The organism is Halobacillus sp. ABD4_316 (assembly GCF_056161385.1).
The window spans coordinates 916400-930051 of the sequence record NZ_JBSWZA010000002.1; the positions used below are offsets into that span (position 1 = coordinate 916400).

The window sequence follows — 13652 nt, forward strand, 5'->3', positions numbered from 1 at the left end:
CAGGACTTAAAGAGGTATATGATAACGCTGTTCTTTGGATAAAAGGCTGTTCACCAAGTATTTGTCTTCAAATCCCCGATGGATTTTCAATGGAACAAGATAAATGGTTACCTTTCATACATCCATTAAAAAAATGCGGATCATCTTTTCCGAAGACCACCCTCTCCTAAATGGAGAGGGTTTTGTCATTAATGTCGAAAGTAGTCAAAATGTCACGAACGAGGTAGAATGAAAGGTAGACGATCCCTTTCAATCCATTTGAAAAAAGAGGCAAAGGAGAACATACCTATGAAGGAAATCCAACAGCAGATCCTCCACTATTTTACCGGGATGCCGAACACGTTCATCCCGACAGGTAAGATTGCGGAGTCTCTCGGATACTCAGATAAAGCCATTCGGAATCATCTGCCGGCCGTTCAGGATTATTTGGACGAGCAGGGACGGACGGGTGTCATTGAGAAAAAAGCCGGCCGCGGGGTGCGGCTTGCGATTAAAGAAGCTGACAACGCCCTGTTGATCGACCATCTCCATCATTCCTTTCCTCAAAATGAAGCGCAGGATCGTTCCCTCCGGACGAAAATCGCCTTTGCCCTGTTGTCCGCCCCACGCCCGGTCACCATCCAGAAGCTGCGGAAAGACTACTACCTTTCCCATACCGGTGTCCGAAATATTCTGGATGAAATCGAAACATGGCTGCACCCTTATCATCTGGAAATGGTCCGCAAGCAGAAAATCGGCGTATATATTTCCGGAGAGGAAAAACAGATCCGTCAGGCCGTGACAGGACTTTCTTCACTGGAAGGCCCCGCTGAAGATGTAACAAAGGTTCTTTTTGATTCCTTCTTCATACGGACGATTCAGCACGAATTGGCAGCCCTTCAGGAAAAACATCAGGTCGACTTCACTGATGCAGCCCTCGAATCCCTGCTTCTCCATACCGCTTTTATGATTAAGAGGGTTCAGCTTGGTCAGATCATTTCGCTGCCGGAAGAAGATGTCCAGTCGATCCGGACCCACGAAGAATTTCCGTGGGCGGAAGAAATGTGTAATCGTCTGGAGCGTGTTTTTGCGATGACGTTCCCAAGGGAGGAAGTCCTCTATTTGACCATGCATCTGAGAAGTGCGAAAACTCATGCGGCATCCAGGGAAGGTCTTACACCGGAGCTTCCCGAAGAAATTTCCAACATTATCGACTGGCTGGTGACAGAAGCATCGGCCCAGACCGGGTACCGTTTTGAAGAAGACGAAGTCCTGCGTGATCATTTATTTGTACATCTGAAAACGACGCTGGCCCGCCTTTCCTACGGGTTGTCCATCTCCAATCCCTTACTGATGACCATCAAGAAAAAGTATCCATACCTTTTTGATACGCTTGTCTGGATTTTAGACCAGCACAAGGAAGAGCTTCTCTACCCGATTCCGGAAGAGGAGGCCGCCTATTTAGTGCTGCATTTCCAGGCGGCTCTGGAAAGGAAGGCAACCGTGAAAAAGGAAAAAGTGGAAGTGGTGATCGTCTGTCATATGGGGATGGGACTTTCTCAGCTGCTGGCAGCACGGATGGAAAAGCTGTTTCCAGATATCCATATTCACGGCAGTATTGCGGCGCACCGGCTGCGCTCGTTCACAAAAGAGCATCGTGTAGACGGGATTATCTCTACAGTACCGATTGAAGAATTGGACATTCCTGCTGTCGTCGTTTCGCCGTTATTTGAAGCGGACGATCAGTCGCATGTAAAAAGTCTCATCAAGCAGCTGGAGCAGGGGAGAACCTCTGATAGAAAAAGGGGAAAAGAATCCGTTCTCCTTCAGAACATGTCGCCTTTTCTCATTCAAACGGGGCAGTCCGGGGTGTCTAAATATGAAGTGATCGAGGAACTCTCCCGCCTGCTTATGAAAAAAGGGTATGTGAAAGAAGGTTATCCTCAATCCTGTCTGCACCGGGAATATTTGTCTTCTACAGCCATTGGCGGCGGAATCGCCATCCCTCATGGCCGGGCGGAAGATGTGCACAGCTCCGCCATAGCAGTGGCCGCCTTTCCTGAACCTGTGGAGTGGGATGGTGAGCTGGTGCATGTCGTCCTGCTTCTTGCGATGAACTATGAAAACACACAGGAAGCCCGGCAGTTGTTCAGGGAAATCCACACGTTAACGTCAAACCCTTCATTCGTAAAACAGCTGGCTGAACAGCAAGATGCCGCAACATTTATGAATGCGCTTTACAATAATCCATAAGTACCACAGCCTGTGGAAGATATAAAAATTATTCCTCCCTTATTGTTTGCTACAGTATAAGTAAGCGATAACAAGAGGAGGAAGCTTATGAAGATTCTAGCGATTACATCATGTCCCAACGGCATCGCCCATACGTACATGGCGGCAGAAAACCTGCAGAAGGCGGCCGATGCGATGGGCATCGATATAAAGATTGAAACCCAGGGGTCCATCGGGGTGGAAAATGAATTTACGCAGGCAGACATCGATGCAGCTGACGGGGTGATTATTGCGGCTGATAAAACAGTCAATAAAGAGCGGTTTGTCGGCAAGCCACTTGTAGCTGTCGGTGTCCAGCAGGGGATTAACACTCCTGAAAGATTGATTCAGCGGATTATTGATGGTCAGGCATCCGTCCATGAAGAAAGCGGTCAACGCTCCAATGAAGATGCTGGAAACGCATCCGGTGGGAAAGGGCAGAATGCCTTTTACCGCCACTTGATGAACGGGGTTTCCTACATGATTCCGTTTATTGTCATCGGAGGACTGTTGATTGCCATTTCGCTCACGCTTGGCGGCACATCTACACCGGAAGGCATTCAAATTCCGGAAGATTCCTTCTGGAAGACGATTGAAAACATTGGTGCTGCATCGTTCAGCTTCATGGTACCGATCCTGGCTGGTTTTATCGCCATGAGTATTGCAGACCGTCCGGGTCTTGCGCCGGGGATGGTTGGCGGGTACATTGCCATGAACGGAAGCTTTTACGGCAGTGAAGCCGGAGCTGGCTTCCTTGGAGGAATCATAGCTGGTTTCCTTGCAGGTTACATTGCCCTGTGGATTAAGAAAATCAAAGTCCCGAGTGTCGTCCAGCCGATTATGCCGATCATTGTCATCCCGGTGCTTGCTTCCCTTGCCGTTGGATTGATTTTCGTAACGATCGTAGGTGCACCGGTCGCCCAGATTTTTGAGTCGTTGACAACGTGGCTGCAGGATATGCAGGGAACAAGCTCCATTCTGCTTGCTTTAATCTTAGGCGGCATGATTGCCTTTGATATGGGGGGACCTGTCAACAAGGTCGCCTTCCTGTTCGGATCAGCCATGATTGCAGAAGGAAACTATGAAATTATGGGTCCGATTGCCGTCGCGATCGCCGTTCCGCCGATCGGTATGGGGATCGCTACCTTCTTGAACCGCCGGAAGTTTGCGGCAACGGAAGTGGAAACAGGAAAGGCATCCTTTACGATGGGGCTTTTTGGAATTACAGAAGGAGCCATCCCATTTGCTGCGCAGGATCCCTTCCGTGTCATCCCGAGTAACATGATCGGTGCCATGGTCGGAGCTGTTATCGCCATGATGAGCGGAGTAGGTGACCGTGTTGCCCATGGCGGACCGATTGTCGGTGTGCTTGGAGCTGTGGATAACGTCCTCATGTTCTTCGTCGCCATTATCGTTGGTAGTTTTGTAACAGCGATTACCGTGAACCTTTTGAAAAAAGAAGCAGCTGTAGAACCTGCATTGGCGGGAGTGCAGACGCAGCCAGCAGCAGAGGAAACGGTGAAAGAGGAAAAACCGGCCGTGAAAGAACAGCCGCAGCCGGAAGAGGAAAACGCAGACCTTCATTCGCTCACGAATAAAAACCTGATCCAAGTGAACGTAAAGGCAGAATCAAAGGAACAGACCATTGATGAGTTGATTGATCTTCTAGCAGCAGAGAATGTCTTGACGTCCCGCACCGATGTTAAAGAGGCGATTTTACAACGCGAAGCGGAAGGATCCACAGGCATCGGAATGAACATAGCCATTCCGCATGCCAAATCGACCGCTGTGAAAGAACCACGAGTCGCCTTCGGAGTGAAAAGGGATGGTGTCGACTGGAACAGCCTTGATGGCACAGAAGCCAAGCTGATTTTCATGATTGTTGTACCGAAGGAAAGTGAAGGAACGCAGCACCTGAAAATTCTACAGATGCTGTCCAGAAAATTAATGGATGATCATTACAGGGAACAGCTTTTACAGGTCACATCAACCGATGAAGCCTATCAGTTATTAAAAGAAGTCAAATAAAAATCAGAGGGCCTGAGGCCCTCTGATTTTTATTTTGGATAAGAAACAATGGCTTTTGCCGTTCCTTCCAGTTTGAAGTTTTCCAACCCGTAAGGAAGAATAACATGATCGCCTTTTTTCAGGAGCTGTGTGTCTGTTCCTGTGAAAGTCACTTCGCCCTCCAGGATGGTAGCCAGCAGATAATCGGCCGGTTTACTGCTTTCATAGGCACCATTGAGATCGAGATGGAAGACTGTGAAAAAATCATTTTCCGTCAGAGTGGTAATCGAAAGGTCCTGGTCCTGCTTATAAGAAAAATCATTTTCCTGTTTTTCATCTGGAATTGTTGTGACCTCGACGGCTTTATCTAAATGAAGCTCACGCGTCTGATTCTGGTCATCCCGGCGGTCATAATCGTACACGCGGTAGGTGGTATCGGAGTTCTGCTGGGTTTCAAGAATCACAATACCTTCTCCAATGGCGTGAATCGTGCCGGCGGGGACGAAGAAGAAATCGCCTGGTTTGACAGGTACGCGGCGCAGAAGCCCATCCCAGTCTCCTTTTTCAATATAATCCTCAAGCTCCCCGCGCGTTTTTGCATGGTGACCGAGAACGATTTCAGAGTCTTCCTTACAGTCCACAATGTACCAGCACTCTGTTTTTCCATAGGCTTCATTATCTTCAAGCACATGGGCCTGGGCGTCATTGGGGTGCACCTGCACAGATAGATCATCATTGGCATCCAGAAGCTTAATCAAGAGCGGGAAGGCCTTCTCATCGTTGTCCTCATTGAACAATTCTTTTTTATGTTCCTTCCAGGCGTCCATCAGTGTCCAGCCTGCCAACGGTCCGTTCGTAATCGTGGAGGATCCGCTCGGATGGGAGGCGATTCCCCAGCATTCACCTGTGTGGTCACTTGGAATATCGTAATCAAAATTCGTATGTAGAGAACTGCCGCCCCACACTTTTTCCTTAAAGATCGGGGATAGTCGTATTAAATCTGTATACATAGCCAAACTCCTTTATCTGTGTGATAGAGTAAACCGCTTACGTAAATCGACTAAATTATATCAAATATTTCCTTGTAGAGACAGGCTTTTGAAAAAGAGTGAAACGAAACAGAGTCTTCATCGTATAGGAAGATAAAGGAAAATAGTGAAGGAGTGTCTGCCTTATGGAAGTGACGATGGAACCCCCATTACAGCGGTTATCCAAGGACAGTATAAAAGTGTGGATATGGAAGGAAATTATTGAGAATATCATCGGAACAGTTGTGCTGGTTCTCTTGTTTATTCTGGACCGCGTGTTTTCCTGGCCGGTCTGGACCGGGTGGGTTCTGTACGGTCTTGTTGGTTTAACAGCAGCAGGGGTGATCTGGGCTTTTTTTAAAGTGAACTTATTACATAAGCACTGGCGGTACGGAATGAATGAAGACTTCCTTTATATAAAGTCAGGGGCCTTAAAAGAAGAATACAAGGTCATTCCGATGACGAAGATCCAGTCTGTTTCTACGAATGAAGGACCTCTGCTGAAAAAATATGACCTCTCTTCTGTGGAAGTCAGTACCATTGGACGCATGCACGTCATTCCTGCTCTACCTAAGGCAGAGGCAGAAAAACTGCGGCAGCAGATTGCTCTATACTCCAATGTAGAGGAGGAAGATGAATGATAGGGAAAGGTAGAAGCAGATATCATCCGAAGGCCATGCTTCATGATTACATCCATCTGATCAAGACGAGTGTCCCTTTGTTTTTTCTGTTTTTTGTATTAAAGGTGGATTCAAGCGCATGGTTGTTCACCTATGGCCGGTATGTCCTGCCAGCAGCTGTTACCTTTTCCGCTCTCTATATTCCGGTCAAGTGGTATGCAAAAACGTATGAGATTCTCCCTTCGGCAATTGTTGTATCATCGAAACTTCTTACAACATCGACAAGTACGATTCCTTATTCAAAAATTCAGCAGGTGAAAAGAAAGACGACATGGGTGCATCGGTTGACCGGAATGACCTCCCTTACTTTGGAAACAAGTTCAGAAGGTCGTGACGGCACCATCCGATTTGATGTTTTAAGACCATCGGAGGCGTTATCCATTGAACAGCACGTACAGCAGGAACAAACAGCTGTTGAATTTGAAACGTCCCAAGGAGAGGGGGTTTTTTCCGAGGATCTCAGTCATCAGGAGGAAATAGAGCGAGTGGAATCGGAAGAACCCGCTGGGCAACCGGTGCCGAGGGGATCGACTGGGGAGAAAACAATTCATTATACACCGACGAAGAAGGATATCATGAAGGCCTCCCTTGTGTCTCTCAGTTTTCTTACGGTTGTGCCGTTTGCAGGGTCGTGGCTTTCCAATGCGGAGGATCTGCATTTTGAAAACCAGGTGAACGGGCTGTTCGAGAGCATTTTATCGTCGATCTGGATGATTACAGGAGCGCTTGCCTTCCTGGCCGCTGCAGGATTTGTAATTGGAATCGTACGTACATATAAGAAGTATGGGAAGTTTGAATTGGCTTCAACATCAGAAAGGATCTTGATAACAAAAGGAGCCTGGGAGCAGGATTACCTTTCTGTGGAGAAGGAAAACGTGCAGGCCGTCTTAATTGAGCAGTCCCTCATGAAACGGCTTCTCGGTTTTGCTTCATTAAAACTGGTCATTGCCGGTGAAAAGGAAGGGGAGGAAGTAACATCCCTGTATCCATTTCTACCACTGAAGCGTGCCTATAGTCTCGTTCATGAAATGCTTCCGAAATATCGTGTGCTCAAGAATATGGAAAAGCTGCCCCGTCAGTCCCTTTATATCCGTCTGCTTCGTCCCAGCTGGTTATGGATAGCAGCAACGGCGGGGTTGTATATCTTTAAACCAGCGCCTTTTCATATCGATCTGCCGTGGTGGGCGTTCTCAACAGGTCTTTTCATTGTCATTATCCTGTCCCGCATCCAAGGGTATCTTCACACCCGTTTCCAAATGGATGACACGTTCATCCAAACCCAGACAGGCGGATTCACAAAGACGCTGTATCTTTCTAAGCGAAGTAAAGTGATCGAAGTGGAAGTATCCCGGGACTATTTCCAGCAGAAATCAGGGCTCGCTTCGCTTACCTTAATCAACCGTGCTGCCCCTGTGCGTGAAACGGTCGTGCAAGATGTGCCGGCAGCATTCGCTGAACGTTTGAAGGTATGGTATACCCATAGAGATCATAAAAGAAGAGCTTCTTAAAAAAAGCCCCCTGCTTTTATAACAGGGGGCTTGTCCTTATTTGCGTGTTCTACGCGCGTAGGGATAAATTGGATCCTTCAATTGGAATTCATAGGTCTCACCATCGACGATACCGACGACTTTGTCGCTGTCATACAGGTCGAGCATGAACTGGGCCATTTCTTTTGCTGTGTGGAACTGTGGAATATTTCCTTCATAGTCGAAGTTTTCGGTGTCCATGGAACGGTCGGCGAATTCGGTTTCTGTTGCAGCCGGTGCAAGGACTTTTGCCTGCATCTTCGCTCCTTTGTCCTCAAGCTCCTGCGCCATACCTTCTGTGAAGGCACTTACGAAGAATTTCGTTGCACAATAGGTCACAGCATCCGCTACAATCGTATAGCCTCCGCCGGAAGAAACGTTGATCAGCTGCGTTCCTTCGACATCTGCATAATCCCGGGCATACAAGGATGAAAGAATCGTAAGGGCTTCGTTGTTCAAGCGGAGCATGGATTCAATTTTAGGAAGCTTCTGTTCTCCAACCGCTGCAAAGTTTCCAAAGCCGGCATTGTTGATGAAGGTCTCAATGTCGAGGTCTTTCAGGCTTTCATAAAAGCTGTAAACATTTTCTGAAATGGATAAGTCAACTTCACGGATAATCACATCCAAATCCGGGTTGATGTCATGGACTTCTTTTTTCAACTGTTCCAGCTGCTCTGTTCTGCGGGCGGCGATGACGAGGTTTTTTCCTCGTCCTGCGAAAACCAGTGCCGATTCATAACCAATACCTGAGCTTGCTCCTGTAATGACCGTATATTTCATGATTGATCCCTCCAATAATTTTAGTACACTGTTATTGTAGACCTTAGAGAGAACTCTAAGTCAAATCATAACTGTAAAGGTGGAGGAAGCCGATGTATACCATCAGTGAAACGGCCGAAAAACTCGGCATGAGTGCTCATACTCTACGCTACTATGAAAAAGAAGGCATTATTGCCCCGCATCGAAATGAAGCAGGAGTCAGGGAATTCGATGAGCAGCACATCCTATGGCTGCAGTTCGTAAAAAAAATGCGTGAAACACAGATGCCTGTGACGCAGATCAAAGAATATACCAAGCTGTTTCAGGAAGGTGAGCACACAGCCGGAGACAGGCTGAAGCTTCTTGAAGAACATCAGCAGTACATTAAGAGCCAGATTGAAACCTTAAAGGCGACGGATGACATGCTGACGAAAAAGGTTGCCGCTTATAAGGAAGCGATGAAAGGTGTATTGAATTAATGTTGTAAGCAGGTCCGGCAAATGCCGGATTTTTTTAATCACTATTGTAAAGGTTCCTTGACGTTAAGTTCCCTTTACAATAAAATGGGGATAATTGGAGGTGGAGGTGTGGAAAACCGGCTGGCTGAATTTAGAAAAAAACATGGATGGTCACAGGACAAACTCGCAGAAAAGCTTCATGTGTCGAGACAGACGATTATTTCCATAGAAAAAAACAGGTATTCTCCTTCCCTCCCTCTCGCTTTTGAGATCTCGCGAACGTTTGGTGTTTCTATTGAAGATATTTTTATTTACCGCGAAGGAGGACGAGAATAATGGATCATTATCCAAGGACATTCATCGTTTTAGGATCACTGCTCGGGGCTATGGGACTTTCTTTACTGATCATTGGACTGCTGGCTGACGGGGCTGTACAGGGGCATTCTTTTTCGATGCTCTCTTTATCGGTGCTTGCCTTCTGCATGAGTTATTTGTACCCACAGTTTAAACAGAAGGATGAACGGATGAAGTCCATTCGTCAGAAAGCTGTTTCTTATGCCTTTACGGCCGGCATCGGGTATATGTTAGTCTTTTCCCTTTTAGCTGAGCTGAATGTCCTGACGATGGACGTGTCCAGCGTTCTTTCGCTGATCATTGCCTTGAGTATGACGACCTTGTTCCTGCTGCTTGTTTTCCTGGCACGTAAATATTGAAGCAAAAGGAGAGGATCTCATGAGCTGGTTTTTTCCTGTTGTGTTTTTAATCACATTTGGCATCAGCTATTATATTTTGAAAAAGGAAACGACGAATGGATCTCTATCAAAAAAAGGCTTCTACCAAATCACAGTTTTCCTGCTTTTTATCTTCCTCTTGGCGTTCAGTGTCGCTGCCTGGGGAGCATGATCATTTTTCCCGGACCGGCACACGGGGATTCCGCTTTTTTTTGTGTAAGACAGCTTACACTTCTGAGCGCAGTGGTAGTGGATCGATCTCTCCCGTGTTACATTGGATTTGTCTTCAAGAGAAGACCCAAGACCACGAAAGAGGTGTTGGTATGATCAAGTGGATGTTATCCAAGGTCACGAAGAAAGCCCATGCTTCGCAAAAGCTGACTCAGAGAGAATCGGAGAAAGAAGACCAGCTCCAGGCTTCTCTAAAAGTAGAAGGCTGTGTTCGTGGCTGTGATCCAGGCTGGTGCTGCCCCAGATAAACCAGGAAAGTGTAAGCTGTCTTATGAATGTGAAGCAGGAATGTTGCAAAGATATGATACAACTGATATATTTTTTCTGTACCAACCGGTTGGTCTAACTATCACTTATAAAAAAAGAAAGATTCGAGAGGAGAATGATCCATGGCTAAAATGAACGAAAAAATCACAGCAGTATCTAAAGGTATGAAAACAGAAGGTGTTTCCGGAGAGCATAAGGTTTTCATTGATGAACCTGAAAAAATGGGAGGAACCGACGAAGGTGCCAACCCACTTGCAACCCTTCTTGTATCTCTTGCAGGGTGTGAAAACGCGATTGCAAACTTCGTAGCCAAAGAAATGGAGTTCGATCTTCAAGGCATCGATTTCGAAATTGACGGAGAACTGGATCCCCGCGGTATGATGGGAGAAGAAGGCGTCCGCCCTTACTTCCAGAAAATCACCGTAAACGCGACTGTTCACACAAGTGAATCAGAAGAGCGTCTGGCTCAATTCCAAGAAACGATTGATTCCCGCTGCCCTGTGTATACAACACTAAAAGCGGCTGACGTTGAAATGATCCCGAACTGGGTTAAAGCATAAATATTTTTCCAACACCCTTTAAGTGTCATCTTAAAGGGTGTTTATTTTTGTAAGGCGGGTTACAGGTGGAGACAGACCGTCCCTGTATACTGAAGGCTTGGGAGAAAGGGACATACCTTTTCAAGAAAGGCATTTTTATTGAATGCATCGGAAAGTCCTGTTACTGTTTAAAGGCTTATTCAGAATGAAAAAGGAGGGACAAGTGTATGAAGCAGTTGTTCTTATATGTGTTCGGTATACTCATCTCGAGCCTGGGCATTGCGTTTTTCATTAAAGCGGATGTTGGGGTTGGCACGACAGACAGTGTCGCGGTAGGCTTGTCCTCCCATATACCAATTAGTGTAGGGGTAGGAATGATGACAGTCCATGTAACGGTAATTCTTTTAAATAGTATTCTTGGAAAGACGATCCCATCCTTATTTGTATTTATTCCAATTGTTCTGAGAGGGGTAACCCTCGACTTGTGGAATTTCCTTCTTATAGATTTCCAGCTGGAGTCGCTCGCCTTAAGATGGGGACTCTTATTCGTTGGAATTGCTTTCATGGGAATTGGCATTGGCTCATATCTGCACACGAATCTCCCTAAAATCCCTGTTGATGAACTTATGCAAACATTGATGAAGAAAGATGGACTCTCTCTTAAAGTAAACCGAAATCTCTATGAATTTTCCTTGCTTGTCATCGGGTTCCTGCTTGGGGGGCCAATTGGAATCGGAACGTTCGTTATCTCGTTCTTACTAGGTCCATCCATTCAATTCTTCTATGAACGATGGAATGATCTGCTATCACCTACAAATGAACGACAATACGCAAGTACTTCCTAACTGCTGAAGAGTCAATTCTAATGAGAATTGACTTTTTCTTTAGAAACAGAACGGACTCCATTTCAAAGGGATAAGAGTGTTAAGGCAATTATACCTCCATGGAGAGTGTAGTTCTTCATGGAAGTCCTACCTATGCTTCAAGACAAGAGGGGCGTTCGTTATTTAAAATCCCAACACACAAAAAAGCTTCCATTAAATTGGAAGCTTTTTGCTATGCATATCATTATGAACTTAGCAGGGGGATTTTTTAAATCTAGTTTTCCAGTCATATACCGCATTCATTTTCTTTTAATGTTATAGATTTCAACGAAGAAAAGATCCGAATTTTTCTATGATCTGTCATGGCGGAAGTCTGCTCTAGGCTGTCCGTAAAGAAGATCCTGCGATAGAGATAGCTCCAAATACTGCGAACGTCACAGCATAACCAACCCATTCAATCATACTGCCTGCAAGGATAGACCCTATCACTTGGCCAAAGGAAAGCATAATGAAAGGTAAACCTATACCTAAAGAAGCATTACTCTCAAATACACGGATTCCCCAGACGATAAGCAAGCCACATATAAACAAGTTAGAGGTGCCGAATAACGCAGCTGCTCCTAATATCATAGGAATGCTGTCAGATGCCCAGGTGAGTAGAAACGAAGCTCCTCCCATCATCATAGCAAATAGGGTATAACTGGATTGGAGCCCGATCCGTTCGATAACGGTGCCGCCTAAACCACTGGTTATACCGAAGAGTCCGATCGTGACCCAGAATAGAGATAATACGAGGGTACTGAATTCACCGCTGCTTTCTATGAAACTCCTGGAGAAAGTCCAAAAACATGCACTTGAAATCCCCATTAGAACAGCCGCGGTGATGATCGATGTAGCTCCTTTTAATCCTTTTGCCGATAATATCCCGCGTTGAACCTTTAAGGAATCGTCAGGTTTTGGGATAATCCGATAATTCCACCATAAAACGAGTAAAGCAATAAGAGCATAGAGTAAGTAAGTGTATCGCCAATGAAGCGGCAGCAGAAGGGCGCCAACTCCTGTGGCGACGATACCTAGACTAGTACCGGAGTTTATCCATGTATTGGCTTTTCCTTGTAAGGGTACCTTTATCCAATGAGCAATAGCTGATCCGTACGGAGGAGACACGAGCCCTGTACTTCCCCCGGCCAGGAGAACGCCTGCCGCAAGCATCCATTCGTTTAAGGAAGCGCTGATCATCAGCATACCACTAACAGCAAAACCACCCGCCAGCATAATCATAGGTTTAGGCCCTTTATTAGTTGTCAGGACAGTAGAATAAACAATGGTAAAACAAAAGGCAAGGTAAAATAGAGAAGAAATGATACCGGAAAGTGTATCGGACATTTGAAAGGAATGGGAAATGTTGGGGAGCAACAATCCGAAACTGTACCTTGCTAATCCATAAGTTACTGCAATCATAGTTACGCCTGGAAAGACGAGTCTCGTGAAATTCATAAGCTGTGATACTCCTTTGTTTCTATACTTTAGATAGAACGTTCTTTCTATCTAAGTTACAAGTATTGATCCAGACAAGCTGTATGTTTTTACCATGGACTCTTCTTTATGGGGCAAGGATTTACTTATAGAAAAAACGGTATCCGAAAGGATGCCGTTTACGTTAGGAAATGGGATTGAAGAGCTTTTGTCATGGTAACTGCATGATCAGTGGCTTGTGTAGGATCTGTAATCTGGGCCATGGATGTAGCCCCTTCAATAATAAGAAGAAATTCATAAGCAAAGTTCTTCTCATCTTTGATATTGCTGCGAATGGCAAGTGTCTCGAAATACTCAAGGACTTTTGATTTATGCTTTTTGGCAATATCTGCTATGTTCTTGTCTGTATCCTGATATACTTCAATGGCACGCAGGAACATACAACCTTGAGGGGATACTTCTTTTAAGAATGCTCCATGTAATTGGGCAATCCGTACAAATGTATCGTTAGAATAGTCCTCGGATGCAGAACAAATGTATGCCCAGTACCGCTCTTCACGGTTTTTGACAGCCTCTTCTACAAGCTTGTTCTTAGAGGAAAAGTGATTATACAACGTCATCGTCGCAACATTTGCTTCATCAACAATTTGTTTTAAACCAACTCCATGAAATCCATAAGTATAGAAGAGGTGTTCGGCAGTATTTAATACTTGTTTGCGCTTCTCACTCAATGGTTAAGCAAACCTCCTTTAGATAGAACGTTCATTCTATTGTCAACGTAGCATCTATAATAGTAGAAGTCAAAGTAAACAGGAGTGGTTTCCTGATTTCTATGGGTTTCTATTTAGAATTAAGCGATCAGAGCTGGCTCTATAT

The 13652-nt window shown here is 45.6% G+C and carries 15 protein-coding genes; 11 read left to right on the forward strand and 4 right to left on the reverse strand.

All coding sequences use genetic code 11. The features are described from left to right. Positions 1-288: 288 nt before the first annotated feature. Both ACXAJH_RS11430 and ACXAJH_RS11435 read left to right on the forward strand, forming a co-directional pair. Complete coding sequence (locus ACXAJH_RS11430; protein ID WP_474969424.1) at positions 289-2232, forward strand: BglG family transcription antiterminator; 1944 nt, start codon at positions 289-291, stop codon at positions 2230-2232. Positions 2233-2319: 87 nt separating this feature from the next. Then, positions 2320-4278 (forward strand): fructose-specific PTS transporter subunit EIIC, encoded by a 1959-nt coding sequence (locus ACXAJH_RS11435; RefSeq protein WP_474994032.1) that lies wholly within the window; start codon positions 2320-2322, stop codon positions 4276-4278. Positions 4279-4307: 29 nt separating this feature from the next. Here ACXAJH_RS11435 and manA read toward each other — a convergent pair whose 3' ends face one another. After that, a complete protein-coding gene (gene manA, locus ACXAJH_RS11440; RefSeq protein WP_474969421.1) occupies positions 4308-5267 on the reverse strand; it encodes a mannose-6-phosphate isomerase, class I in 960 nt (319 codons plus the stop codon). A 164-nt stretch (positions 5268-5431) separates the two neighbouring features. On the opposite strand from manA, the gene ACXAJH_RS11445 reads away from it, so the two are divergent. Next, a complete protein-coding gene (locus tag ACXAJH_RS11445) occupies positions 5432-5926 on the forward strand; it encodes a PH domain-containing protein (protein ID WP_474971052.1) in 495 nt (164 codons plus the stop codon). Further along, positions 5923-7473 (forward strand): PH domain-containing protein, encoded by a 1551-nt coding sequence (locus tag ACXAJH_RS11450; protein ID WP_474994034.1) that lies wholly within the window; start codon positions 5923-5925, stop codon positions 7471-7473. The genes ACXAJH_RS11445 and ACXAJH_RS11450 overlap by 4 nt, the downstream gene beginning before the upstream one ends. Before the next feature lie 36 nt (positions 7474-7509). Here the strand turns inward: ACXAJH_RS11450 and ACXAJH_RS11455 are convergent, their stop codons facing one another. Further along, a complete protein-coding gene (locus ACXAJH_RS11455; protein WP_474969418.1) occupies positions 7510-8271 on the reverse strand; it encodes an SDR family NAD(P)-dependent oxidoreductase in 762 nt (253 codons plus the stop codon). Between the two features lie 92 nt (positions 8272-8363). Between ACXAJH_RS11455 and ACXAJH_RS11460 the strand changes: the two genes are divergently transcribed. The 7 genes from ACXAJH_RS11460 to ACXAJH_RS11490 all read left to right on the forward strand — a co-directional run bounded on the left by ACXAJH_RS11460 (position 8364) and on the right by ACXAJH_RS11490 (position 11321). Continuing rightward, on the forward strand, positions 8364-8729 hold the full coding sequence (locus tag ACXAJH_RS11460; protein ID WP_474969417.1) for a MerR family transcriptional regulator: 366 nt from the start codon (positions 8364-8366) through the stop codon (positions 8727-8729). Between the two features lie 108 nt (positions 8730-8837). Continuing rightward, positions 8838-9044, forward strand: a complete 207-nt coding sequence (locus tag ACXAJH_RS11465; protein WP_027956271.1) for a helix-turn-helix transcriptional regulator — start codon at positions 8838-8840, stop codon at positions 9042-9044. Continuing rightward, complete coding sequence (locus ACXAJH_RS11470; RefSeq protein ID WP_474989716.1) at positions 9044-9421, forward strand: permease; 378 nt, start codon at positions 9044-9046, stop codon at positions 9419-9421. The genes ACXAJH_RS11465 and ACXAJH_RS11470 overlap by 1 nt, the downstream gene beginning before the upstream one ends. A gap of 19 nt (positions 9422-9440) precedes the next feature. Further along, positions 9441-9611 (forward strand): hypothetical protein, encoded by a 171-nt coding sequence (locus tag ACXAJH_RS11475; RefSeq protein ID WP_474969415.1) that lies wholly within the window; start codon positions 9441-9443, stop codon positions 9609-9611. A 151-nt stretch (positions 9612-9762) separates the two neighbouring features. After that, positions 9763-9918 carry a hypothetical protein gene (locus ACXAJH_RS11480; protein ID WP_474994036.1) on the forward strand — a complete coding sequence of 52 codons (156 nt, stop codon included), beginning with the start codon at positions 9763-9765 and terminating at the stop codon, positions 9916-9918. A 141-nt stretch (positions 9919-10059) separates the two neighbouring features. Then, a complete protein-coding gene (locus ACXAJH_RS11485) occupies positions 10060-10497 on the forward strand; it encodes an OsmC family protein (RefSeq protein WP_474994038.1) in 438 nt (145 codons plus the stop codon). Between the two features lie 206 nt (positions 10498-10703). Continuing rightward, a complete protein-coding gene (locus ACXAJH_RS11490) occupies positions 10704-11321 on the forward strand; it encodes a YczE/YyaS/YitT family protein (RefSeq protein WP_474994040.1) in 618 nt (205 codons plus the stop codon). Positions 11322-11678: 357 nt separating this feature from the next. Here ACXAJH_RS11490 and ACXAJH_RS11495 read toward each other — a convergent pair whose 3' ends face one another. Both ACXAJH_RS11495 and ACXAJH_RS11500 read right to left on the reverse strand, forming a co-directional pair. After that, positions 11679-12797, reverse strand: a complete 1119-nt coding sequence (locus ACXAJH_RS11495) for an MFS transporter (protein WP_474971055.1) — start codon at positions 12795-12797, stop codon at positions 11679-11681. Between the two features lie 158 nt (positions 12798-12955). Next, on the reverse strand, positions 12956-13507 hold the full coding sequence (locus tag ACXAJH_RS11500) for a TetR/AcrR family transcriptional regulator (RefSeq protein ID WP_474971056.1): 552 nt from the start codon (positions 13505-13507) through the stop codon (positions 12956-12958). Positions 13508-13652: the final 145 nt, after the last annotated feature.

What these genes read in the sequence shown, in the direction of transcription:
- ACXAJH_RS11430 (WP_474969424.1), top strand. Translation starts at nt 289, where the DNA reads ATGAAGGAAATCCAACAGCAGATCCTCCACTATTTTACCGGGATGCCG.
- ACXAJH_RS11435 (WP_474994032.1), top strand. Translation starts at nt 2,320, where the DNA reads ATGAAGATTCTAGCGATTACATCATGTCCCAACGGCATCGCCCATACG.
- manA (WP_474969421.1), bottom strand. Translation starts at nt 5,267, where the DNA reads ATGTATACAGATTTAATACGACTATCCCCGATCTTTAAGGAAAAAGTG.
- ACXAJH_RS11445 (WP_474971052.1), top strand. Translation starts at nt 5,432, where the DNA reads ATGGAAGTGACGATGGAACCCCCATTACAGCGGTTATCCAAGGACAGT.
- ACXAJH_RS11450 (WP_474994034.1), top strand. Translation starts at nt 5,923, where the DNA reads ATGATAGGGAAAGGTAGAAGCAGATATCATCCGAAGGCCATGCTTCAT.
- ACXAJH_RS11455 (WP_474969418.1), bottom strand. Translation starts at nt 8,271, where the DNA reads ATGAAATATACGGTCATTACAGGAGCAAGCTCAGGTATTGGTTATGAA.
- ACXAJH_RS11460 (WP_474969417.1), top strand. Translation starts at nt 8,364, where the DNA reads ATGTATACCATCAGTGAAACGGCCGAAAAACTCGGCATGAGTGCTCAT.
- ACXAJH_RS11470 (WP_474989716.1), top strand. Translation starts at nt 9,044, where the DNA reads ATGGATCATTATCCAAGGACATTCATCGTTTTAGGATCACTGCTCGGG.
- ACXAJH_RS11475 (WP_474969415.1), top strand. Translation starts at nt 9,441, where the DNA reads ATGAGCTGGTTTTTTCCTGTTGTGTTTTTAATCACATTTGGCATCAGC.
- ACXAJH_RS11480 (WP_474994036.1), top strand. Translation starts at nt 9,763, where the DNA reads ATGATCAAGTGGATGTTATCCAAGGTCACGAAGAAAGCCCATGCTTCG.
- ACXAJH_RS11485 (WP_474994038.1), top strand. Translation starts at nt 10,060, where the DNA reads ATGGCTAAAATGAACGAAAAAATCACAGCAGTATCTAAAGGTATGAAA.
- ACXAJH_RS11490 (WP_474994040.1), top strand. Translation starts at nt 10,704, where the DNA reads ATGAAGCAGTTGTTCTTATATGTGTTCGGTATACTCATCTCGAGCCTG.
- ACXAJH_RS11495 (WP_474971055.1), bottom strand. Translation starts at nt 12,797, where the DNA reads ATGAATTTCACGAGACTCGTCTTTCCAGGCGTAACTATGATTGCAGTA.